This window comes from Glaciimonas sp. GG7 (genome assembly GCF_052976905.1).
In genome coordinates this window covers 1-24,884 of the sequence record NZ_JBRIIQ010000062.1, presented here as the reverse complement: position 1 = coordinate 24,884, position 24,884 = coordinate 1, and the positions used below count along the sequence as shown (strand labels likewise).

General features: G+C 44.7%; 19 protein-coding genes and 3 pseudogenes. 8 read left to right on the top strand and 14 right to left on the bottom strand.

The features are described 5' to 3' along the window. Positions 1-39 precede the first annotated feature (39 nt). Positions 40-459 (bottom strand): annotated as a pseudogene (gene hemC / locus ACVBEF_RS14355) (hydroxymethylbilane synthase); the annotation flags it as partial. A gap of 501 nt (positions 460-960) precedes the next feature. Here hemC and ppc point away from each other — a divergent pair. Next, positions 961-3,867, top strand: coding sequence for a phosphoenolpyruvate carboxylase (gene ppc / locus ACVBEF_RS14350; protein WP_447124621.1), 2,907 nt, complete (start codon positions 961-963; stop codon positions 3,865-3,867). Between the two features lie 196 nt (positions 3,868-4,063). On the opposite strand, the gene tssM is transcribed toward ppc, so the two are convergent. The 13 genes and pseudogenes from tssM to ACVBEF_RS14285 form a co-directional block, all read right to left on the bottom strand. Continuing rightward, positions 4,064-7,987 (bottom strand): type VI secretion system membrane subunit TssM, encoded by a 3,924-nt coding sequence (tssM, locus tag ACVBEF_RS14345; protein WP_447124620.1) that lies wholly within the window; start codon positions 7,985-7,987, stop codon positions 4,064-4,066. An 11-nt stretch (positions 7,988-7,998) separates the two neighbouring features. Then, complete coding sequence (tssL, locus tag ACVBEF_RS14340; protein WP_447124619.1) at positions 7,999-9,318, bottom strand: type VI secretion system protein TssL, long form; 1,320 nt, start codon at positions 9,316-9,318, stop codon at positions 7,999-8,001. Next, positions 9,315-10,664 (bottom strand): type VI secretion system baseplate subunit TssK, encoded by a 1,350-nt coding sequence (tssK, locus tag ACVBEF_RS14335; RefSeq protein ID WP_447124618.1) that lies wholly within the window; start codon positions 10,662-10,664, stop codon positions 9,315-9,317. Before tssK ends, tssL begins: the two co-directional genes overlap by 4 nt. 2 nt (positions 10,665-10,666) lie before the next feature. Continuing rightward, complete coding sequence (gene tssJ, locus ACVBEF_RS14330; RefSeq protein WP_447124617.1) at positions 10,667-11,206, bottom strand: type VI secretion system lipoprotein TssJ; 540 nt, start codon at positions 11,204-11,206, stop codon at positions 10,667-10,669. A 147-nt stretch (positions 11,207-11,353) separates the two neighbouring features. Further along, complete coding sequence (locus ACVBEF_RS14325) at positions 11,354-11,836, bottom strand: Hcp family type VI secretion system effector (RefSeq protein ID WP_447124616.1); 483 nt, start codon at positions 11,834-11,836, stop codon at positions 11,354-11,356. A 113-nt stretch (positions 11,837-11,949) separates the two neighbouring features. Beyond that, entirely contained in the window at positions 11,950-13,449 is a 1,500-nt protein-coding gene (gene tssC / locus ACVBEF_RS14320) for a type VI secretion system contractile sheath large subunit (protein WP_447124615.1), read from the bottom strand. Positions 13,450-13,497: 48 nt separating this feature from the next. Next, a complete protein-coding gene (gene tssB, locus ACVBEF_RS14315) occupies positions 13,498-14,037 on the bottom strand; it encodes a type VI secretion system contractile sheath small subunit (RefSeq protein WP_447124614.1) in 540 nt (179 codons plus the stop codon). Positions 14,038-14,328: 291 nt separating this feature from the next. Further along, positions 14,329-14,823, bottom strand: a complete 495-nt coding sequence (locus ACVBEF_RS14310; RefSeq protein WP_447124613.1) for a transposase — start codon at positions 14,821-14,823, stop codon at positions 14,329-14,331. 67 nt (positions 14,824-14,890) lie between these two features. Continuing rightward, a pseudogene (locus ACVBEF_RS14305) lies at positions 14,891-15,103 on the bottom strand (DUF4372 domain-containing protein). Positions 15,104-15,280: 177 nt separating this feature from the next. Beyond that, positions 15,281-16,062, bottom strand: a pseudogene (locus ACVBEF_RS14300) (AAA family ATPase); the annotation flags it as partial. A gap of 142 nt (positions 16,063-16,204) precedes the next feature. Next, positions 16,205-16,381, bottom strand: coding sequence for a hypothetical protein (locus ACVBEF_RS14295; RefSeq protein WP_447124612.1), 177 nt, complete (start codon positions 16,379-16,381; stop codon positions 16,205-16,207). A gap of 12 nt (positions 16,382-16,393) precedes the next feature. Then, positions 16,394-16,972 carry a hypothetical protein gene (locus tag ACVBEF_RS14290; protein ID WP_447124611.1) on the bottom strand — a complete coding sequence of 193 codons (579 nt, stop codon included), beginning with the start codon at positions 16,970-16,972 and terminating at the stop codon, positions 16,394-16,396. A 368-nt stretch (positions 16,973-17,340) separates the two neighbouring features. Beyond that, complete coding sequence (locus tag ACVBEF_RS14285; protein ID WP_447124622.1) at positions 17,341-17,526, bottom strand: hypothetical protein; 186 nt, start codon at positions 17,524-17,526, stop codon at positions 17,341-17,343. Positions 17,527-18,374: 848 nt separating this feature from the next. On the opposite strand from ACVBEF_RS14285, the gene ACVBEF_RS14280 reads away from it, so the two are divergent. The 7 genes from ACVBEF_RS14280 (at position 18,375) to ACVBEF_RS14250 (ending at position 24,865) form a co-directional block, all read left to right on the top strand. Next, positions 18,375-18,941, top strand: a complete 567-nt coding sequence (locus ACVBEF_RS14280) for a TagK domain-containing protein (RefSeq protein ID WP_447124610.1) — start codon at positions 18,375-18,377, stop codon at positions 18,939-18,941. A gap of 82 nt (positions 18,942-19,023) precedes the next feature. Next, positions 19,024-19,527, top strand: a complete 504-nt coding sequence (locus tag ACVBEF_RS14275; RefSeq protein WP_447124609.1) for a type VI secretion system baseplate subunit TssE — start codon at positions 19,024-19,026, stop codon at positions 19,525-19,527. 85 nt (positions 19,528-19,612) lie between these two features. After that, on the top strand, positions 19,613-21,493 hold the full coding sequence (gene tssF, locus ACVBEF_RS14270; RefSeq protein WP_447124608.1) for a type VI secretion system baseplate subunit TssF: 1,881 nt from the start codon (positions 19,613-19,615) through the stop codon (positions 21,491-21,493). Next, complete coding sequence (tssG, locus tag ACVBEF_RS14265) at positions 21,490-22,527, top strand: type VI secretion system baseplate subunit TssG (RefSeq protein WP_447124607.1); 1,038 nt, start codon at positions 21,490-21,492, stop codon at positions 22,525-22,527. Before tssF ends, tssG begins: the two co-directional genes overlap by 4 nt. A 13-nt stretch (positions 22,528-22,540) precedes the next feature. Next, complete coding sequence (gene tssA / locus ACVBEF_RS14260; RefSeq protein ID WP_447124606.1) at positions 22,541-23,614, top strand: type VI secretion system protein TssA; 1,074 nt, start codon at positions 22,541-22,543, stop codon at positions 23,612-23,614. 64 nt (positions 23,615-23,678) lie between these two features. Further along, positions 23,679-24,374, top strand: coding sequence for a DotU family type IV/VI secretion system protein (locus ACVBEF_RS14255; RefSeq protein WP_447124605.1), 696 nt, complete (start codon positions 23,679-23,681; stop codon positions 24,372-24,374). A gap of 2 nt (positions 24,375-24,376) precedes the next feature. Next, positions 24,377-24,865: a hypothetical protein gene (locus tag ACVBEF_RS14250; protein ID WP_447124604.1), complete on the top strand. Its 489-nt coding sequence runs from the start codon at positions 24,377-24,379 to the stop codon at positions 24,863-24,865. The last annotated feature ends 19 nt before the right edge of the window (positions 24,866-24,884 follow it).

Here is a 24,884-nt window from a genome sequence, read left to right as displayed (position 1 = left end):
CAGTCGGTGATAGCTTCTCTAAGCGCCCGGTTCATCGAGCACGAATCGATGCCGCCGCAAACTGCTGGTGCCGACAATCGCACCCGCCGGTAGCGCCTCAAGAGAGGCGTAATCATTTGACACAAATGCGTCACGAGGATCTTCACGCTCCAGCACGGCGGCCAATGCAAATCCATCCGGCAGCGCCATCGGCATATCTTTCAAGGAATGCACCGCCAGATCAGCGCGCCCCTCTGCCATTGCTACTTCTAATTCTTTAACAAACAATCCCTTGCCGCCAACCTTGGATAAAGTCCGGTCCAGAATTTGATCTCCACGGGTGGTCATGCCCAGAATTTCAATCACACACTGGGGGTATAACTGCGCCAGTCTGGCGCGCACGTGCTCGGCTTGCCACATGGCTAGCCGACTTTCACGCGATGCAATTACTAACTTGGAGGGAGGAGATATGGTCAACACAGACTCTTTCAAATGTTATCAATGCGTCCCGGATCGAGCGGTCTGCTTTGTCATTGGTTATTCATGGCAAAGTGGACGACTAATTAGCATCATCAGGGCGCGTGCAATTCAGGCCAAATTCTAGCATGCGTCTCCGCCCACCGATTAAGTCAAAGTGGTATCAATAGCGCGTTTCAGACCTGCCGCAATCGATAAAGGTGGACCATGTAAGACAAAAAATTAAAGTCACTTATCCGAGTCTGGTGACATATGATTTGGTAGTACGAACGTCCGACAGGCGCGACGGCAAAGAGCGACTATAACGGCATGCGACGCCTACCGTCGTTCCCAAGAAATTCATATGTAAATTAATAGAACCTAATCGGGGTCAATAAGCATAGTGTCCGTGGTATTGTTATCTGATTAACCATTATTTGGCACATAAGCTATTCGTTCTCATCGCGCTAACAAATTGTCGTTGGCAACTCTCACCGTTTACTCAGAAAGCAGACTGCACGTCTTATGGCCAAACCACTCTCTCCCGCAACCGTTCCTGTCCCTACTCCTGCACGAACAAAGAATTCCCTTCCGAATAAAGATGCGCCTCTCAAAGAAGACATTCGCTTGCTCGGACGTCTTCTGGGCGACGTCTTACGCGATCAGGAAGGCGACACCGTATTCGATGTGGTTGAAACCATACGCCAAACCGCCGTTCGTTTTCGTCGCGAGTCAGATCAGCAAGCCGGAGCCGAACTCGATAAATTGCTAAAAAAACTCACCCGCGATCAAACTAACTCGGTCGTGCGCGCATTTTCGTATTTCTCGCATTTGGCCAATATCGCCGAAGACCAGCATCATAATCGCCGCCGTCGCACGCATTTGCTGGCGGGATCAAGCGCGCAACCTGGCAGCATTGCTTACGCACTCACCAAGCTTGACGATGCTGGAGTATCTGGCGCCACAATACGTAACTTCCTCAAAGATGCGCTCATCTCACCGGTATTGACGGCGCTTCCAACTGAGGTACAGCGCAAAAGTATCCTCGATGCAGAACGTGAAATTGCCCGACTGTTGGCAGATCGCGATCAACCACATACACAGAAAGAATTACGCGACAACAGCGAACTCCTGCGAGGGCGCATCGCAACCCTGTGGCAAACCCGCATGCTGCGCTATTCCAAACTGACGGTGGCCGACGAAATCGAAAATGCGCTGTCGTACCATCGCATTACTTTTTTACGTGAATTGCCTGCCTTGTATGACGATATCGAGACTGAAATTGCCACACAGTTCCCTACCCGCTCTCGACAAGTCGGCAGCGTTCCCGCCTTATCGCCCTTTGTGCAAATGGGTAGCTGGATTGGCGGCGACCGCGACGGCAACCCGAATGTCAACGCTGACACGATGCAGTATGCGTTGCAACGACAATCAACGACTATCCTTGACTTCTATTTAGATGAAGTTCACTCGCTAGGTGCGGAACTCTCCGTCTCGACCCTGATGGTCAGCGTTAACCCAGCATTAGAAGCACTGGCACAATGTTCACCGGATACGTCGGATCATCGCTCTGACGAACCGTACCGTCGTGCGCTCATCGGCATTTATGCTCGGCTGGCCGCCACTGCCCGCGATCTTGGCGCCACCAACATCCTGCGCCATGAAGTCGGCTCCGCCACGCACTACACCAGTGTCAGCGAATTCACACAAGAACTACAAATCATCGAAGATTCGCTGGTCGCCAATCACGGCGGCGCTCTCGTCAAGCCACGCCTGTCTACGTTAAAACGCGCCAGCCAGATTTTCGGCTTCCATCTGGCATCGCTCGACATGCGCCAAAGTTCAGACGTGCATGAACGCGTACTGACTGAATTGTTCGCCCGCGCCAACGTTGAGTCCAACTATCACAAACTCAGCGAAGAACAAAAAATCGCCTTACTGCTGGCTGAGTTACACAATCCGCGTCCGCTGTACTCCCATTACACTCACTATTCGGACGAGACTAATTCAGAGCTCAGTGTTCTACGCATGGCACGCAAGATTCGCCAACGCTATGGTGCACGTGCGATTCGCAACTACATTATTTCGCACACAGAAACAGTTTCAGACTTGCTGGAAGTCATGCTCCTGCAACAGGAAACCGGTTTGCTACATCAACTCGATCCTGAAAAAGCAAGCGCTAAAACCGTTGCCAATAGCGAACCTGAGCTGATGGTCATTCCATTATTTGAAACCATTCCTGACCTGCGTGCCGCCGCCGACATCATGCAACAGTGGATGTCCTTGCCATCTGTAGCAAAACTGATAGCAGATCAAGGCCATTTACAGGAAGTCATGCTGGGCTATTCCGACTCAAATAAAGACGGCGGTTTCCTAACCTCAAACTGGGAGTTGTACAAAGCCGAAATCGAATTGGTACGCGTGTTCAATACTGCTGGCGTCAAGCTGCGTTTATTCCACGGACGGGGCGGCACCGTTGGCCGTGGCGGTGGCCCAAGCTATCAAGCGATTTTGGCGCAACCACCCGGAACGGTGAACGGACAGATTCGGCTTACTGAACAGGGCGAAATTATTGCCTCCAAATTTTCCAACCCAGAAATCGGCCGCCGTAATCTGGAAACACTGGTGGCCGCCACGTTGGAAGCGAGCCTGATGCCCAATACCGCTGTCGGAAAAGAAGCTAAAAAGCTCAGTGAATTCGAGCAATTGATGGATGGATTATCGGAACGTGCGTATCAGGCCTACCGCAATCTGGTCTATGAAACCCCCGGCTTCACCGACTACTTCTTTGAAGCGACACCCATTGCAGAAATCGCTGAACTCAATATCGGCTCACGCCCGGCATCCCGTAAATCAACGCGTCGGATTGAAGACTTACGCGCCATTCCCTGGGGATTTTCATGGGGGCAATGTCGCTTGCTGCTACCGGGTTGGTATGGTTTCGGCAGTGCGTTATCGGCTTGGCTCAATGATGTAGATGTCGATGAAAAAAGCAGCAAAAGCAAAACGCAGAAAATGTCTGTTTTGCGGACCATGTACAAAGAATGGCCATTCTTTGCCACACTGCTATCGAACATGGACATGGTGCTATCCAAAACCGATCTGGCGGTGGCCTCACGCTACGCCGGACTGGTAACCGATCGAAAATTGCGCAACTGCATTTTCAAACGCATTGTGCAAGAGCATGAACTGACCAGCAGTTTGCTGTCATCAATTACTGGGGCAAAAGAACGATTGGCAAATAATCCGTTGCTGGCACGTTCAATTAAAAATCGCTTTGCCTACCTTGACCCGTTGAACCACTTGCAGGTCGAACTTATTAAACGTCACCGCAGTATTACGGCTGCTGGTAAAACAACTGAGGAACGCGTCAAACGCGGGATTCATTTGAGTATCAACGGTATTGCTGCGGGGTTACGTAACACGGGGTAATTATCGGATAGTTGGCGCATCATTCTGGATGGAAAAACTCTTTGCAATAACAAAAAACAGGATAAATCAATATTGATTTATCCTGTTTTTTATAAAAATTGCACAACTTACAAATGGTGGAAGAATTTCTAATTTTAAACAGCTAAATTTTCAACGATAAAAATCTTCAGCACCTTCAAGACCGCATTCAAAGGGGTCAAATAACTCCCGTCGGACAATGAAAATCTTTCAGCAATTGTCCGCTTAAAGGATTTGGCAAACTACCTGTTTGCAAGTCGAGTACAGCTTGACGTCCATCAAACGTGTACTCCACTGCCAATCGATCCGATGATGCTGTCTCAATGATACGGCCACGCTCCAATAAACGGAATAATGCCCAAGGCCCATTAGTCAGAATGGTCGAAGTATCAGGTCTTATGCGCGGATTAGCTGTAATTTCGGCTATCGCGCCACCACGCGGCCCCGGCCAGCTAAAACTAAAAGGCATCACAGGCCCGTGGGAATATCGGCTAGTCTGACCATCAACATCGATTACCAATTGCATGATGTCGGGATCAATCGACGCGACTTTTACGTCCAATTTCCAGGACATGCGTTTAGCGCCAGGATCACGAAAAAAAACTTCACGAATCGCAGCAGCGCGTTGGAATGGACTCAAATCCGGCCTTCGTAATTCTGGGAGATTCGCATTGATGACTTTGTAGCGCCACGGTTGAATACTGCTATCGACATGGGCTGCGAGATTTTTTTGAAAGAAGTCATCGATGAGGCCACCGCTGGAAAAAATACGCGTAAAGTCCTCAATATTGACTTCCTGATTGCTTGCAACAAACGGATATTTACCCTCAATCGCAGTGCGGCATGCATAACCAATACTAGTCTCTATCTGAGTCGATAATAATGCGATCGTTTGCTTTATTTGCATAATTTCTAATCGCTCTACGTCCTGCCTGACCTTCTCAGCTGCGTTCTCTGCAATACCCGACAAGACGGCTCGAAACGGCTCCGGTAGCCGGGCTGACTCCATCCGCAGCTTGACTCCGACATCTGTAACGGGCGGCATATTATTCGTACTTAGCGCATTGTCTGCTATCACTAACAATGTGTACTGTTCATTAAGCAAGCCAGTGATGGCATCTAGTTGTAGGGATCTTTGGACACGCTCTTCCATCATTAACGCTGGCCCACTCCCCGTATCAGCTTGCCCTGTGACCACTTCACGTAATGCCGCAAAGCGGTTATCTACCAATTGTTTTTCCAGGGTTAGCTCAACTCCCGGATTATGCAAGTTACCAACCGCATTAGCGGTCCTGGATGTTTTCCCAACCGCATTGAGTGCTATATCAGTCAGAAATCCTTTACCTGGCAAAGTTGTCGCTGATAGCGACGTTTCCCTGACAGCGGCTCGAGCAAGACGCGCCAGTGGCGAATCTGGCGCAGCCAAAACACGTAAGGTCTGAACATCTAGCGCAAGCGAACCGCTAGCGATATCTTCACTGCTGGAAATTGGACGTATATCATCAAGAAACGTATGCCAAAAATTACCGTAATCTATCAAATATAGTCTGCGAATATCATTAATAATATTCAGATTCAACGCCGGACTACCTCGTCCATACGTCGAGCTGGTCCGCCCGACTATATCGCGTCGTCCCATCACCCATGTATCTTCGATCAGCGCCTGCCCTACCAATTCCGGCAGGCGCTTATTAAAAACATCGTGATACCCCTCAAAGGTAAATAATCCGGGAATACCATCCACAAGTACCGAGTCGCGCTTCATTGCCAGGACGACATTCGTCTGTGGGCCAATTACGCGTAACAAGGTAAAGTTGTCCGGTGCCTCTTTTTCCATTTTCGCCTTGGCACGTTCATATAGCCGATTAATATTTGGATTGCTATCGAGGAAAGCGCGCGCACTATTAATCAGATTCTCATTTTTAGGGTGGAAGGGATGCATTTTCTGCCCGTCAGAAAAAAGTGCATCTAAATGCCGTGCCATTGCTGCCTGTCCACCCAAAGGTGCAGCACTATCCGAGCGCTCCCAATCGCGCAATACCCAACTTCGCACAGTCTGACCATCAAAATGATCAACACTGAATAACATCAGGTAGACAGCCAACGTGTTAAATACAGCATCAGCATCCCTGATCTTGATACTGGTCGCAAGCGCGGCATCGATACGCCTGACAATCTGTGGGAGCAACAATTGCTGCAATAGATTTGCGTAGGTATCTGCACTAGCGCCGACCAGTACAGGGGCTGAATATAAACCATAGCGATACTCGCTATCGGGGTTGTTCAGATTGATTTCTTTATATTGGGCCACATCACGCGCAGCATTAAGAACCTCCGATATGTTCACGACATTCGGAGCTTTACGGTACGTCATGACCTGCTTTTCCAGAGCGTCAGTTTTATCTTTAATAACTTGTAAATATTGATAGTTATTTCCAAAACTAGTCACCAACGCACTCCCAATCCAAAGAAAGATTGTTATGGTAAGTAGATGCCCGACAATTCGCATTACACGGAAACGTAACTCCCATCGCAAATTTGGCCGAACCAAGTGCGCTTCGGTAAAAATAAGATGTTGGAATAGATTATGTAAAAAAAAATTACGGCGATTGGTCATTACGGGATTACGACCGAGGTCAAGTTCAGATTCACCCTGATTTGACATAACACCACACTGGAAACGCTGAATTAATGTGCTGTGATCAGCCTCTAACCGCTCCTCAGACTGAATAGCGCTAGTAAAGTAGACACCACGTAAGGCGGCTTGCAGTTGCGTATTATCGTATCGAGAATCGAAAAAAATTTGTTCTAACATCTCCGGGAGTAATGACACCAAACTACGAAATTCCTGCGGCAATGCATACAGTTTCTTACGTCGTGCAATATCATATTCTTTTTGAAGGCGAACATTAATTCCGGCCTCCAGACGCTGCTCCAGCAATTGCAATTCCTGCTCGCAATTGGCTCGTAATTTATCAGACTCGATAGCCGCATTTTCGTCGTGATACGGCAGCGTAAAACCCCATATCTGAGCGCGCTGTTCGTCCGTCAGCGATTGGAAATATTCGATAAATCCGGGCAGAAGATCGAGCTTGGTAACGACTACATACACAGGGAAACGTATTCCGAGATGGCTACGTAACTCAGTCAATCTTGCGCGCATAGCAGCTACTATTGCTATGCGATCGGTAGGCGTATTTTTGAGTAAATCAACCACACTTATTGTCAACAATGCGCCATTAATTGGTGCTAGTGGACGAAATCTACGTAATTGTCCGAGAAAACCAAACCATTCGGCGGCATTAACATCGCTACTTTTTTTATTCTTTTTATTCTTTACTTGTTCGGTTTGCTCTGTATAGCGACCAGCCGTATCAATCAATACAGCATCGTTAGTGAACCACCAGTAACAATTATGGGTATCACTATTTCCCGTTAGTGCAGCCCCCATCTGTTCTGCAAGTGGAAATTGCAAGCCAGCGTTTCGGATAGCAGTGGTTTTCCCTGCTTCGGGAGTCCCTATAATCATGTACCACGGTAGTTCATACAGATAGCGCTTACTTTGAAATAGTCCCCATATACCAGCGCTACTACGCATCTTCCGTAATTGTTGTACCGCCTTCTCCACCACGGAACTAACTGTACGAATTTCATCTCCTGCGATGACCGTCGCTCTGCCTTGTTTTGGATGAAAAATTTTGTGTAGCAGTTTATCGTCACTACGCATCGCTTGTACCAAGCGGTAAAGCCAATAACTCCCATAACAGAGCACTATGCTCAAAATGATTAGTATTCGAATCCCGGCCAATGCTAGCGGCTGGGTATTGCCAACAGCTACAAGTGGCCCGGCGTGCCAAAGTAGCAGACACAATACAGCGATACCGATAATGCCAACAGGTAGTTTCAATAACCAGAGTAGTGACACCGCCAGCAATATAACGATCACAGTAACGCGCATACCAACGGTTCCAAAGGGATGGAAAGTTCCAAATCCCAGTAATGGCCCGACAAACCAGACCACGAGTACCATGAATACCAACACAAAAGCCGCTAAGATCTGCGGTGAAAAAATATAATTAAAGAGAGTTTTAAGATAAGACATGCAGATTCCTGTTACTGCGTGACTACGATATCAACACGGCGATTGCAAGCACGCCCTGCTGCAGTTACGTTATCCGCGATCGGCTCCGCCGCACCGCGCCCAACAGTATCAATTTGTTTGGCATGTACGCCACGTGTTTGCAGATACTGTCCGACGAAAGCCGCTCGCTTTTCAGACAACACTTGATTGTTGGAAAACTCAGAGGTGTGTATTGATTGACTATCGGTATGACCAATGATGGTTACCTTGGCATTGACTCTGGCTATTTCGCCTGCCACTTTATCTAATGTAGGCTCAACCGCCCTCTGCACTCGGCTCTGTGCTGGCAAGAACATCGCGTCTCCTTTAAAAGTCACAATGCTACCTCGGGCGTCTTCAGAAACGGACACAAGACCACTGGCGATTTCCATTTTCAAAAGAACGGCCAGACGCAATAGTTGTATTTTTAATGTTAACGGCGGGGGGTGTACTGACTGCGGCGGTAACTTAGCGATATCAATAATACGTCTTTCAATACTGCCGCTATTGTCGAGTAATCGGTATTTGTACCAGGAAAATAAACCTGACAGCATCAGCCCAAATATCAACCCAGTAATCCAGACCGGTATGCTGCGCAACAGGCGCAAGCGACCTACTGGCTCACCTTGCCAATTCGGCGACAATGCAGGTTTGAGTGGATCGCGAGTAGTCATCAGCAGAGACAGTATCCTCTGCCGGATACTATCTAAATGGGCGCGTCCATCTTCTATTACGCTATAGCGCCCTTCAAAACCGAGACCTAGAATACGAAGTAAAACCTCTAGCACATTATTGAACTGCTGCGGATCAGTCGCCATACGACCAATTAATAAAAAGAATTTTTCTCCACCATCACTTTCGCCTTCATATATGACTAATAAACTTTTCGATGCCCACTCGTTCTTTCCCCACTCAGTGCGATTGATGCTTTCATCCAACGCAGTACAGATGCAATAACGCACCACTGAAATATGTTTAGGAGACAGATTCGCCTTATCACACAAGGATTGAAAATCCGTTATCTCATTTTTTAATAATTGTCGAAGCGTCGCAACCGAACCCATACTTAACTTGGCAGGTATGTCAGCCAACGCACGTAAAAGTGGTTGAGCAGCCTCAAGCAACGGGTTGGTTGCCACATTCACTTGAACTAACCGAAGTTGTAAGTTGTTTGCCCTATCAAATGAATTAATATTGTCAGCGAATGTATTAGCAAGCTTTTCAGTATCATTGCAGACTAATGGCTCACTTGACTCATTGCTTTGATGCGGTACAACTGCTGCGTCTCCTACGCTATCAGTTGAGGCGATCATTTATTCCGCACCCCCCAAAGCTCTAAATGGAGTTCAGGAAAATCTCCAGCAATATGCATGGCAAGACCGCCGTGTTGTGCAATCTGCTCCCAGAACGGACCAATACGTGATAATTCGAAGTAGACATAACCGGCATTGAAAGGAATTTGTCGCGGCGGGATCGGTAATGCATTGAGTATCAGACCTGGCAAATGCGACCTAATCAGTTCTTGCAATCGTTGAGGTGGACTGATCTTTGTTTGTGCTACGAATTTTTGACTCAGGACATCCGCCGGCATTTGAGCACTAACTGCTAGTACCAAACTTGCATAATCAGCCAACTCATTGGGCAACATTGCAGCGGTATGAATTCCGTGCGCCTGCTCTGTCAAGGAAATCGACTGTGCACCTCGTACCAGAACTTGATTTAACAAATGGTGAATATCATCTACCAACGGTTTAATGCTTCCGTAAAGACTCTTATGATCGTAACCAGGAGCAGTCATCGGTCGGCGGCTCTGTGGACGCACGAAAGTTGACAACTCACCAGCCAACATAGTCAGTTGTCGGTATAGCTCCACCGGTGAGGTTTCACTAATTTGACGTATATGATCCAACAGTGGCTCATAACGATTTAACACTTGCAACAACAGATATTCAGAAACTTCCGCTGCTGCACTGGCCTTGCCATCGCTACCCGACAAACGCGCGGCTAGCGCATCAGCCCGTAACTTCGATAACCCATGCAATTGCAATACCCATTCACTTAATAAATTATTTGCGCCATAACAAGTTACAGGCGGAATATGATCGTTGACGTGCAAAGTAACAGCACCATCTGCCTGAAGATATTTAATGCGCGTTAATGCAATGCCAATCCACGACTGTGTTAACTCTTTTTCAGGTAAGAGACGCAAACGTAAATGTGATAACTGAACCGGTTTTGGCCCTTGCCCAATAGCGTTACTATCGCGCAGCTCATTGTCGAATGCGATGTAGCGCGCGGATGATCCAGTCTGCTCATCGAATGCAGTTTCTTCAGTATTTGGCAAGGATAGCGGAACAGCAAGATAGATAATTTGATTCTGATGTTCAGGAATAATCGTCATCGGTTGTGGCGGAGGTGTATAGCCAGGTACGTCGAATGGCGTCCCATCGGGAAAAATTCCAGATCCACTTTTAAGCACTAATTTACCGAAAGACAAAGTCTCGCGATCAATCTCGTACTCATTAAATCCCCAAAAAAACGGACTCAATGATGCCGCCCGTTTATGAGCAAAGTGTTCCAAATAACGCTCCTGCTGCTGAAACAATTGCGGGCGTAAAAATAATCCCTCGCTCCACACCACCTTGTTATACCAACTCATGTTTAGTCCAATTCTGTGATCGAAATAGTTTGCTGATCGAGAAACACTTTCAAGTTCTCTTTTTTCAATGGAATTACAGCGCGATACCAACTAGCGTCTGGCGTAACTTTCAATGCATAAGTAGAGCGCCAGATAGATTTCCCGATATCTCGAAATCCTGCCAATACACCAATCAAGATAGTTTCAGGATGAGTTTTTCTACGAATAACCTGCTTATTACCTGGTCGCAAAATAAACTCATCAGTCACGAGTGCGTCTGCCCCCAACACATTTTTTCCATCGGTTTGTAAGGAGAAAAAATCGGATGCATCAAAGTTTGTCGTTGACTTAAATTCATATAACCTCAACACAATTGGAGCCGCTCTACCCTGGTTATCAAGATTAACGTCACAACTGACCTCTATATGCAAATCTAATTTAGTTTGCTCTTTTACTGAGGGTGCACTAACACAGGCAGTTAGAATTGCCGTCATAAATAGAACGCAAAAATACTTAAATGTAATATGTTGAAAATAAAGCTTTGAGAACGAATCTGAATGCATTTATAAGGAATGTATATGCGTGATTAAAGCGAAAGACCATCATGTTAAAAAATTCAAACTTTTCGCAGAAAATCCGTCGGCATATACCGACGGAACTAATAAGACCGTAATTTCAACTACTCCATTTGACAGAAAATCGCAGATAAATCAGGCCACGTTCTTTTTGATATCGAAGGTTGCTGTGATTGCCCCACCACTTCCTCCCTCCGCATTCTGGACAACATATTCATGCTTCAATCTAGAAAACGACAGACGTACTTTTTCCTTCGGGCGAGCTTCGTCAATGCTACTTCCGTAGGGGGAAACGCCCGTCACTAAAACGTTATTCATTGTGAGTTTCAGATACTCCAGTGGATTACCACCAGCTTTACGTACTACAAGCACTGCTTCATCAATATGCTTACCGCTGAGGCAGTACTGGATTAAATTAGGACTGGCACGATCAATAAAATGTTCGAATTCCAAATCGTCTACAGTCGCCTTACCGGCACCGCCACCGGAACCCGCATGCATATTAGATTGTTGTGAAATACTCCAGGACCAACTCAGTAATTCAATTTCAGCTTTGTGCGTTTGATCGTCCGACTCCCCATCAATACCTCGGATGTTAAGAAACATATCTTGCGCCATGCGTATTACTCCTTATGTATGATTATTGCGATGCTACTCGTTTTGAAATAAGTTTTTACACGTTTTCAAACCACTACTTTTTTATATTTCAAGGACCTTTAAGTACCCCTAATTTATGCAGCATCCTTAACTAAGGGTAGCTTAGCGACAAGACGCAAGGAAACGGTTAAACCTTCTAATTGAAAATGTGGACGTAAGAAAAACTTAGCTTGGTAATAACCAGGGTTACCCTCTACGTCTTCCACAACCACTTCAGCGGCAGCCAAGGGACGACGTGCCTTAGTTTCCTGGGACGAATTAGCCGGATCAGCATCGACATAGTTCATTACCCAACCGTTCAGCCATTGCTGCATCTCTTCACGCTCTTTAAACGAACCGATTTTGTCGCGGACGATACATTTCAAATAATGTGCGAAGCGTGAGCAGGCAAATAAATATGGCAAACGTACAGAAAGATTGGCGTTAGCAGTCGCATCGACATCGTAATACTCCACTGGCTTTTGCAACGACTGAGCGCCTATGAATGCAGCGTAATTAGTGTTCTTTCTATGAATCAGTGGAATAAAACCATTCTTTGCCAATTCAGCCTCTCGGCGGTCTGAAATTGCGATTTCAGTAGGGCACTTAATATCGATACCACCATCGTCAGTAGGAAAAGTGTGGCATGGCAGACTTTCAACCACACCGCCACTTTCCACTCCACGAATAAGCGTGCACCATCCATAACGTTTAAATGACCGATTGATGTTGACGGCCATTGCATAGGCGGCATTCGACCAGACATATTTGCGATGATCAGCACCATCTGTATTTTCTTCGAAATTAAATTCATCAACGGGATTGGTATTAATGCCATACGGTAGACGCGCTAAAAAACGGGGCATAGTCATACCAATATAACGAGCATCTTCCGAATTTCGTAACGCATTCCAGGACGCATATTCCAGATTCTGAGTGAATATTTTGTTGATATCTCGTGGATTGGCTAACTCTTGCCAAGAATCCATTTGCAACACGGAAGGTGATGTACCAGTAATAAATGGTGAGTGCGATGCTGCGGAAACTTTCGCAATTGAAGCTAAGAGATCAACGTCTGGTGGGGTATGGTCGAAATAATAATCGGCAACCAGACAACCATACGGTTCGCCGCCTAACTGACCATATTCTTGCTCGTATATTTGCTTAAAGAATGGGCTTTGATCCCAAGCTACACCTTTATAGCGTTTCATAGTACGACGAAGTTCTTCCTTTGAAACGTCCATAAAGCGAATCTTTAGATTTTCATCAGTTTCAGTATTGGTGACAAGATGATGTAGACCACGCCATGCACTTTCTAGCTGCTGAAATTCCGAATGATGCAAAATAAGATTAATTTGCTCAGATAATTTATGGTCTATTTCCGCGATGATGGCTTCAATGTTTTTATAAGCATCATCGCTCATCGTAATTGCATTAGCTAATGCCTGCTCAGCGAGTGTCTTAACAGCCCGTTCAACGGCTTCACGCGCTTGTTCTGACTTTGGTTTAAATTCTCTACAAAGCAAAACATTAAATTCGCTTTGTAACACAGCAGTATTTTCAACGGGGCGATCTTGTGTTTCACGCACAGCCATATTTTCCTCTTTGGACTAAGTAGTAATCGGTAATCCAGAACGTCGACCTTACTGAGCACTATTCGGCACATCAAGGAATGCGCTTTCACATTTTGGCTTAGGTAATTTTGCCAGTACATTGAGCAATGTCGGATCTTTCAGGACACTAGTAATGAGGCTCTCAGCACCTGATTTTCCATCCATATAAGTTTGTAAATTAGCTAATTGTGTTCGAGCATCCAGTAGTTTCGACAATGCAGAAACATTCTTTGCGATAGCCGCTGGCGAAAAATCTTCTATATTTTCGAAAGTAATATCGATCAATAGTTGTCCGCCATCAGACAAAGTATTCGGTACTGAGAGCGCAACGCGTGGTTTCATCGCTTTCATACGTTCATCGAAATTATCGATATCTATGTTTAAAAATTGTCGCTCGCCAACTGGTGGCAATTCTTCAAACGGTTTCCCTGACAAGTCGGCTAAAACGCCCATAACAAATGGCAACTCAACTTTTTTCTCCGAACCATAAATTTCAACGTCATATTCGATTTGAACGCGCGGAGCGCGATTACGCGCAATAAATTTTTGTGAACTATTAGATATAGACATAGGACCTCGAATAAATAGTTAAATTTGAAGATAAAAAGTAAAATTTTCGTTCAGCTCAATTTTAAGTGTCCAACTTTTCGTTACGTATAAGAACCATCTTAAAATCACAAGAAAATATAAATAAATTTTTCATCAGTAGTGCCCTGACGTTCGTCATAAAAAAGTGAACTGAATTTTCCCACTTTCCATATTTATTTTTCCTTGAGGGATGGAAGCCGTTAATTTATGCATATCTTCCAAAAAAATTAATAGAAAAAATATCTTGATCTATTTGAAAAATAATTTGACTTATCAGTGTTGCTTGTAACGTGCCGTAATCATTTCTGATTTGAGGAAGAAATTATTGGTCAGGAAGGTATTGCGTTTTTCAGCCTCGTCCCTGACCACGACACGCTCCAGCCTCGCGTGATAGTCGTTACTGGAATAGAAAAATGTGTCGTTTTGTTCACTCACGACGTTGCTCTTGGTTCGATTGACAGGATAGGAATATCGTCGCTTAAACTTCGTATTGATTTTGGCACGTGTAACGAAGAAGGCATTCATCGTATGGAGCTTGCGGAGTCGTGCGAAATTCAGATAGCCACGATCAATCAGGTAATACGCGCACAGCTCTATTACGAGAATGTTGAGTTCGTGGATATTACCGTCAGTGATGTGAATGAAGCTAGTGATAGATCGAGCAAGGCATGCAATTTGATTGCTGCTCTTGCAGATCGAAACAGCGCCCACGGATACACCGTAAACACAGGTCAATCGTTGTGGAGTCGAACGTATATAGTGTCGCATCTAAGTTCGTTGGCATACGAGGGCATGCCATCGTCATCAGATGCTGTGCAAGATCGGCGTATATTCTCTACGGCCGTGTCGTATTCACGTTGGCCAATTTATTGCAATAAATTGTCGAGCATCGAAAGCCCATGTGATACAACCGATGGGCTTGTGCGCGCAAATTGTCTTCAATGTCGCGCAGTCACTCCCGATAAGTCAATTGCGCAAACGTCATGGCAAAGAACTGACATATACAGGAAAAATATTTGACCTTGTGTTGGCCGCGATGAACGGCCACGCAACGCCGAAACCGAATTATTAGAACTCCAGATCATAGAGAAATATATCGCCCTTTACCTCGATCCTAATACGCTTGATAGACTGGGCTCCACCTTGCGAAGACAACCAGCATCGATTAATGCCAGACAATATCCGTTGCTCGATAAAAATGATTGGTATAAGCGCACCGGTTTCTGCGTTCGGGCAATGGGAGATATAGCACGACACAAACGCGACCAACGAATGCAACCGGAAAAACTTTCAAAAGTTCCGGCTGTACGCCATCGTGTGATACCTCAATGTGCGTCGCACGCTCTAAATCTTCACCAAGATTGGCAAGTACATCACCGCCAACATTACTGGTCAAAATCAATATCGTGTTTTTGAAATCGATGTAGCGACCTTCGCCATTCTCCATCCAGCCCTTATCGAATACTTGATAAAAAATTTGATGTACGTCTGAATGCACTTTCTCAATCTCATCGAAAAAATAACACTATAGGGCCGACAGCGGACTGCCTCAGTCAATACGCCTCCCTCTCCATAACCGACATATTCAGGAGGCACACCTTTTAATGACGATACAGTATGTGTTTCCTGATATTCACTCATATTAATGGTGATCATATTTTGCTCTCCACCGTAAAGAATCTCAGCAATTGCGAGTGCGGTCTTACCTACGCATGAAGGAACAATCAGGATAAAAACACTAGTAGGTTTGCCAGGATCCTTCGAATTAGCACGGGCAATCTGAATTTGTTCGCTTACCAACGCGATTGTGGAAGACTGACCAATGACACGTTGCGCCAGTTGACTAGGCAAATCTAAGACCGCATCGATTTCGTGTTTTAGCATGCACCCAGCAGGAATTTCTGTCCACTCAGCGACGATCGCTGCGACGACAGATTCGTTTACCTCGGCTTGAACAAGAGGTGCAGCTTGTTGAAGTTCAGCAAGCTCATTTTCCAGTTTGATTAAAATTTTTTTATTAATCGTTTCTTTGGCTTGAATAACTTCATCAACTATTTCGCCTTCTCTGGTACTGAAAATTAGATATTGCGTAGTTTGTTTTTGATCTACTGTTTTATCAAAAACGATTGAAGAATTCGAATTTTAATTATTAGAATTCATCTGGGTCATTATTTCTCGCATTTTCAGCACTTGGCTTATCAAGAATTTTCCGCCTTCTAGTTTTTTTATAATCATATATTTTCTGATCGAAATCAGTGAAATTGAAGCGTAATACATTCGCTTTTTCCTCAGTCTTTTTCCCTAGGTGATGTTCTTTTTCTAGCATATTCAGTTCGACCTAAGACGTACTCAATTGGAAGCGCAACGTTTGTATCAGCGCTGGTGGCGCATGCAAACCAAAAGCAACCCTTGCACAAGCAGTATCTGACAGACTGATTGCCTTATCCGGTAATTGTCGCGCTGGAATATGGCGATGTAAAAATTTAACAGCAGCAGAAATTGCATCGTCCAAAATCAAGACACCGTGATGTTTTTCCAATGTATTTACTAAACTGCGCACCATCGTAATAACACTAGCTACTTCGGGCTCCTGTATTTGTAGTACTTGAAAGCGGCGAGCTAGAGTGGAATCTTTTTCTATATAACGCTTATATTCTCCCCACGTAGTTACTCTGATGGTGCGCAGAAGACCACGTGCCAGAGCAGGCTTTAGCAAGTTGGCGGCATCACCCGTATCGACTGTGCCACCGGCTCCGATAAGCATATGGACTTCGTCGACGAACAGGACCACCTGCTGAGAAGAAGTACGCCCCTTTTCCAACACTCCTTTTAGACGTAACTCAAATTCAACTTTTAGACTTGCTCCAGCCAGCAACGTACCGACGTCAAGCGACAATAGACGCACATTGGCTAGCACTGGCGGCACTTAGCCGTTCACAATAGCCGACGCCAAACCTTCAACCACAGCCGTTTTTGCGACACCCGCCTCTCCCGTCAAGATCGGATTATTCTGCCGCCGTCGCAAAAGAATATCTATCATCTTTCGAATCTCACTCTCGCGACCAATCACAGGTTCTATTTTTCCTTCGCATACTAGTAAAGTAAGGTCCGAACAATAACGGGTCAAATATGATTTTTTTAAAATGGTTATCCAGTATTGCGCCACTGCTTTCACCTAGAATCACACCCGGTAACGTACTTCTGTAAAAATCCACCTCTCGACTTTCGATTGATCCTTTCGTAATAACTGGAAGAACATTCGCCAATTGATCAATAGATATTTTTTTAAAAATCAGAAAGAATATTGAGCAACACTAGACGTAATTCTGGTGTTGATAATAGTGCCAGTAACAAGTGACCGCTACGTATATTGGAATCGCCGAGTTCCAGAGATGCATGAATCCAAGTGCGCTCAATCGCGGTTTCGATATGACAAGAAAAATCGCTAATTAAATTGGCGCAAAAGGACAAACAATTAAGCGTCTTTTCGAAGCTAATATTCAGCGCTTTAATATCAATTTTGAAATGCCGAATACATCTTTTAAAGTCAGAATCATCATCCAAAAAATGGATATAGCCAATGTACAAGTTCTACATAGGGATTACTTCGTAGCTTGCAATAAGCAGTTGCACTTTTAATATTTTTAAAAAGAGTTATATCAATTTTTCCGAAAATCGCCTAGCGATAAATAGTCATAAATAAATAAATAATTAATTAATTACAGTCAATTTCAGTTGAAGACGGAGAGGAAATTAAGGTCCTTTCTCATACTTTTTCCCGAGCTGTCTGGCTTCGAACATACTACACATGCCACATGATTTCCAGAACAAGAACTGTCTGATAATGCACATCACCTAATCGTGAATTTTTTCGTCGAAAACAAGAAAATTACCAATCACAAATTGATAACTTAACAGCTCTCACAAATTAAAAATTTCATCAGTCGCTATCACACAAGCCAAATTTAAAAATGAAATCCACTTTCAGAAAGTTCTTACACCATCGCCCAATCACATTCGTCATAATTACCCCTACCTTTGAACGGCAAAAAATATAGTGACTTATAAAACAGTTTATAAATTTTGAAAATTCATCTGTCTGAGAGATATAAAACTTCTTACTATTTAGTTGTTTTTATATTAGACGATTACAAATAATGGATAGTATTAGAATGATTGTTGACATGTTTCGTCGCGCGTTGAAATCATTGGCAAGAATAATGTGCATATCAATTTTTAATGACATTAAAATTTTCATGGTTAAAAATACAACATTGTCATTATTTACTGTGTCAAGATTGAGTAGAAAATTAAAAAATATGGGTATTTATATCTACCGAAATACTTTAATAAAAAAAAATCAATCCAATACAGTTTCGGCCCGAATGAATGACGGCAAAATATCTATAATCCCAATTTCCAGCAACACTTTTGCCACACGGAGAAACACAAACAACCAGCTTAAATTACCCGAAAAATATATCGACAATCAACCACTGACGGCACTAGCAATCGAATATCAGTACGCAATAAAAAACCATTCCCAAGACATTTCGTTTAGTCGGTTTATCCAAAGAAAACTCAAATGCAATCAGTTATCAGAAAATACTTTTTCTAATTATTATAAAAATTTTTTAAAGGATTCGTCGTCCAATGATCTGCTCAAAAAAAGTCTAGCAATCAATGTTCTTATTGCCGATATGGATCAATTCGATGCGGACGTACTGCTTGTCAAAGAACAGCCCCATGAAATACTACTGCTATTGGCACATGATGAAGTCACCACCCAAAAAGTTCAACCGCAGGGACTGATCCAACGCGAACACCACATGATAAGTTTAGACAGCTATTTTTATATTTTTAGTACTACTAGCGATATCTCCTAATCAGGGTAAGTACGATATGTGGAACATCAATAATTACGCATCGTCTCGCGGAAAACACACAATTAAAATAAAAGAGGAATGAATGAGTCGTACTAAAAATCGATATGAGCACGCCTATCTTCCTACACTGATTGATCGTCTACAAGATCACTCATCGAACCTTTATACCGAAAAATCGGATGAATATATATTTGATGTCCAAGCAATGCACAATGCTATCAAGCGCGATTTAAGTCTATTGTTGAATACCATCAATCTTAGTGGCGAGCTTGACATTACCATGATTGATGGTGTTGCTAGTTCGGTCCTAAATTATGGCCTCCCACCACTCTCCGGTGGTTACATCGCAGATCGGAATTGGAACAAAGTAGAAGTAATAATACGCAAAGCAATTTTAGATTTTGAGCCACGGGTTATGCCAGAGTCATTGCTGGTAATACCTAATAACGACGACAAAAATGATAACTACAACGTATTATTATTTGAACTACATGGATTAATTCACTGGTCGCCCTATCCTCTCGAATTTCGAATAAAGAGCGCATTTGACCTAGAAGCATCTGCAATAATTTTGCATCCGATATAGTCATCTTCTTTGCAATTATTAAAATATGTTGTTGTACTTCTTGCCGCACACACCCATCTAGAAAATATTTCGCCTGAGAGTTTTAATGCATCCAAAGTTTCTTGAATACTACAGTCGCGAACTAACCTATATGCGCGAAATGTCAGCTGAATTTTCTGCTCAACATCCAAAAATTGCCAGCAGATTAGGAATGCAAGGGATTGCAATTGCCGATCCATATGTTGAAAGATTAATCGAATCTTTCTGCTTTCTATCGGCACGCATTCAACTCAAGCTAGATGCTGAATTTCCCCGTTTTACCCAACGCCTGCTCGAAGTCGTCTATCCCAACTATGGAGCGCCGACCCCATCTATGGCAGTGGCACGACTGCAACCGAGTTTGAAAGAAGGCGATGTCACAACAGGTTTTAAAGTCGCACGTAACAGCGTATTGAAAGCAACTATTTCCCCCGGAGAACAAACTGCTTGTGAGTTCCGCAGCGGCCAGGATGTGACCTTGTGGCCAATAGAAATTATCGAAGCAAAATTAACCTCAGCTCCACCAGATATTCCTGAGATAGATCCTCACCTGCTGCCACATATAAAGTTACGCGGCGCGCTACGCTTACGATTGCGCACTATCGGAGAAATAAAATTTTCTCAACTAAAAGAATTGGACCGATTGCCCATATTTATTGGCGGTGATGAACGCATTGCATCACATCTGTTCGAAATGGTGCACGCAGGTAGCATCGGATCGGTAGTCCGTATGCATGGTGCTGCACGAGGAGAGGGTCATGTAGTCATGAAACAGTCAGTTGAATTTGAGGGTTTGCAACCAGACCAAGGGTTGTTACCTTTATCTTGGAATACCTTCCATGGCCACAACCTGTTACACGAATACTTCGCCTGCCGTAATCGTTTCTATTTTTTCGCGATAACCCAATTAGCACCGGGTTTATCGCGCATCAACAGCAATGAAGTGGAAATTATCATTTTATTGGACAGGTTACCTGTCGATCTAGTCGCCCATGTAGACGCATCGCGCTTCCAACTGTTCTGTACACCTATCGTCAACCTATTTCCAAAGCGTACTGAGCGTATCGAAGTCAATCGTAGTCTGACCGATTTTCATTTAATTCCCGACCGCAGCCGCCCCCTCGATTATGAAGTTTTTTCAGTGTCACGCGTATTTGGTCAACAAAGTAACAATATTGATGAGGTAGTATTCAATCCACTTTACCAAACCCTACACAGCGACTCCGGCAACAATGGGCGCTACTTCTCTGCCCGACGTGAACAACGGCTAACATCCACAACTACTCGTCAGCACGATACCAGCTCCTCGTACATCGGTACTGAAGTCTTCATATCATTAGTAGATCAGGCTGAAGCCCCTTACTCGGACGATATACGTTATTTATCGGTTGAAACGTTGGTAACTAATCGCGATTTACCACGCCTGATTCCAAAAAATGGCATCAACGATCTAAGCATGGCCGAGTCTATTCCGGTTGATGGCATCAGTCTGACTCACTCGCCCAGCGCGGCACGTGCACCGTTTGCTCAAGAACAAACTGCTTGGCGTCTAATTCGTCAGTTAAGTTTCAACTACTTGCCGTTATCCGATCTCGATCATGCTGCTGGCGGCCAAGCACTACGCAATATGTTGCGCCTGTTTGTGGAGCCGGGCGAACGTGAAAAAAATGTTCAGATTGATAGTTTGATTGGTACCAAAACAGAACCCGTGGTAAGCCGTTTACCAGGTAACGGCCTACTGGTATATGGCCGCGGCGTACGTTGCAGCCTGACAGTAGACGAAACTGGATTTTCTGGCATTAGTCCGTATTTATTTGGCGTCATACTGGAACAGTATCTAGCCCGTCACGTCGCCATCAATGTATTTACGGAGACCGAACTGCGTTCGACGCAACGCGGTCTGATTTCACGCTGGCCAGCACGCATGGGCGGTCGAGGGACTGTATGACCGCAAAGGTAAAGATCAACAACACAATCAAACCCGAATTGCTACATGCATGGTTCGATACTTCCGCTCCATGGAATGCCAGTTTTTTAAATTTATTACGCGCAGTTTCCGCACGTAATCCGCTGACACCTCTACCTGGTAATGCGAATCTGCCGCAGGAAGAACTATATCGGCTTGGTCAACAACCAACGATGGCGTTTGCACCACGTGAAATTTCATCAATCGAAATACGTGACGGCAAACTGGATATTCATTTATTCAGCCTTGGTCTATGGGGTTCGCAAGGGCCATTACCATTACACTTAACAGAACTGGCCTATGCCCGTTCTGTTGGACATCACGACCATACCTTAGTTAATTTTGCAAACCTGTTTCACCACCGTGCATTATCCCTGCTATATCGCGCCTGGGCCTCATCACAAGCCACGGTATCTCTTGATCGACAAGACGACGAAACTTTCTCACTATATGTCGGTAGTCTGACCGGAGTAATTCCAAAAGAAGTCGAGCACTCTTCCCTACCGGTGCATGCGCGTCTGGCCAGCTCTGCCCACCTAGTTCGCGAAGCTCGTAATCCGGATGGTGTCTCCGCAACCCTTTCCTACTATTTTGGTGTACCGGTCATTGTTGAAGAATATATACCTCACTGGATCAACGTCGACGTAGCCGACTACAGTCTGTTAGGCATTCCTGGCCGAGCATCTGTCTTGAGTGAAGGGGCGTTGCTGGGCAGTTCGATCGCAGATCGTCAACACAAATTTCGTCTGGTTATAGGACCGCTCAAACTGAATCAATATCTACGCTTTACACCACAAGGGCATGACTTAAAGGTGCTAGTCGAATGGGTACGCGCTTTTGTTGGTTATGAATATGCTTGGGATGTGAAATTATTGGTGAAGCGCAGCGAAGCTCCTTCAGCACGTGCCGATGACGCACAAAAACTCGGCTATTCGACTTGGCTGGGCGAATCTCCAGACAGCCATATGATTATTGGTATGGTATTTAATCCGGAACAATACAATACTCCCACTTGATACTAGTTAGATCATGCACCTCTCTGAAAAAACACCTCCAACATCCTCATTTCGTTACGCCGAACTACTAGCACCTATTTGTGCCGAACTACCTTGCGGTCCTAATCTGGAATACGATCCAGCATTTGTCATTCTCCAATCGGCGACCGCACAGAAATCGGAGACACAATACGGGGATTTTATTGGTACGCCTGAACCGGTGAACTGGCCTGAAATCGAACGTAGTTGTAAAGCATTACTGCTACGAACTAAGGATATACGACTTATCATTTTTTTCATACGTAGCCGTATTCGCCAAGATGGGGCGGAAGGGCTGCGTGATGGTCTTACATTGCTGAAAACCATGCTGGAACATTATCCCAATCAGATTCATCCCTCCCTTCATTATGAAGGTCAACACGATCCAGTTACCCGCGCCAATGCATTGGCCGGACTAGCTGAACATAGTGGAATATTGGCCGACCTGCGTAATATTACATTACCAAAATCTGCAGGGTTGGAATTGCAATTACGCGATCTTGAGCGTTCATTTTCGTTCCCGCGTCCAAAGGATGCGCTAGCTCCTGAAGTAATCAGCCGTTTACTCAAGGAGTTATCAAGTAAGCGTAACAGACACTTCATTGCATTATCCGAAGCACAGAAACTGGTCGAAGAAATTGTCATGAGCATCGATATCGTACTCGGAGCAGAGGCCCCCGATTTGCACGTATTACTCGGATTACTACAACCGTTTCAATTCGCGATTAACCAGAGTGACACTAATTACTCGGGAGAAACAAGAGAAGACACGCTACTACAGGTTGTCACCAAATCGAAAATCTCAGCACACCTCGATCCCAGCGCACAAGGGGACCTCAACACCGATCATACAACGTCGGTAAATACCGCAAATCAAGAACGTATGGATCGCTGGACGGCACTTGCAACATTACAAGAAGTACGCCAATGGTTTGAACAGAATGAACCAAGTAGTCCAGTCATCATTGTGTTGCGCCAGGGAGAGCGCATGGTTGGAAAAAGATTTTCAGAACTGGCGCACATTATTCCAGCTGACTTACTCGTGAAATGGGATGAAACAGACGAGTAATGAAACAGAAAAATTGAAATAACCATGGATTGTTACGAATGCAAAATATAGGAATACTCACACTATGATTTTCTCTCATTCTAGCCATTCGTTACGCTCCCTGCTACTCGATACGGCACTCCAGATAACATTATTGCCACAACATTTTGAAACTATTTCCCACTATAAATGGCGTGCACGTTGCGCAAGCTTGATCGAACAACTCCGCAACAAAATGGGAGAGGCTGACTATGATCAAGCAATTATTAACGAGGTTATTTATGCACAGTGTGCTCTCCTTGACGATACGGTTCAGCACTATTTATCCGAAGTACAGCGATGTGAATGGAAAAATAAATCCCTGGAAATGCATTTTTTTAACAGCAACAAAGCGGGCAACATTATCTTTAAACGTATTGAAATGCTGCTTCAACAAGCTGCCCCATTGCCGGAAAGAATCGCACTTTATGACACAGTGCTTGGCCTTGGCTTCGGCAGATATTGCTCTGAAGCATCTGACGCAGAACGCCAACGATTGATTACCAGACTCGTTCGTTGCGCGGATCGACAAATAAAGCATTCTTATACCTCAAAAGCTAAGGCATTAACAAAACAGTCACCCGTTTTCCCTATGTCACGATTGCATTTAACCGCATTAGGATTAGTGTTCAGTCTGTTGTTATGGTGTGCGCTTAATCAACAGTTGGAAAGTAACACCAACCGCTTATTCGAGTCATTGTCAATGATGGTAGTCATATCGTCCGTAAAGAAAAAGGATTAAACATGCGCTATGTTTACTCACGTTCCACTCTATTACTATCATCAGCATTATTGGTCGTTGCTTTGGTTATTTTTTTTCTTCCACTGACATGGTCAGTACAGTGCCTGATCCTGTCTGCACTTTTCTTTAGTATTCTGAAAGCTAAAAGTTGGCTCCAGACGGCTCAAAACTTGAGCAAGCCAAAATTGAATATCAGAGAATTGTCAGCCTCTATACCAGTAATTATCGTAATCGGCCCGCACGCATCGGCCTTATTTTCAGGAAATGGGTCGAAAGGATATGTCATAGAAAATTCAAATGCGATCTGGTGGCATGCCCACACGCCGGCACAATTGGACATCGCAATTGCCTCGATATACACCAGCCACCAGAGGTTTCCCCAAGCGGCATTATTACCTGTGTTATCAGATCACAGTGCCAATGACACCGCGCTACGTAGCGAGTTCGCGCAATGGCAACATCGATTCGTGCTCGATGAACCGGGCGCTTAGAGAAGCTATCACCGACTGC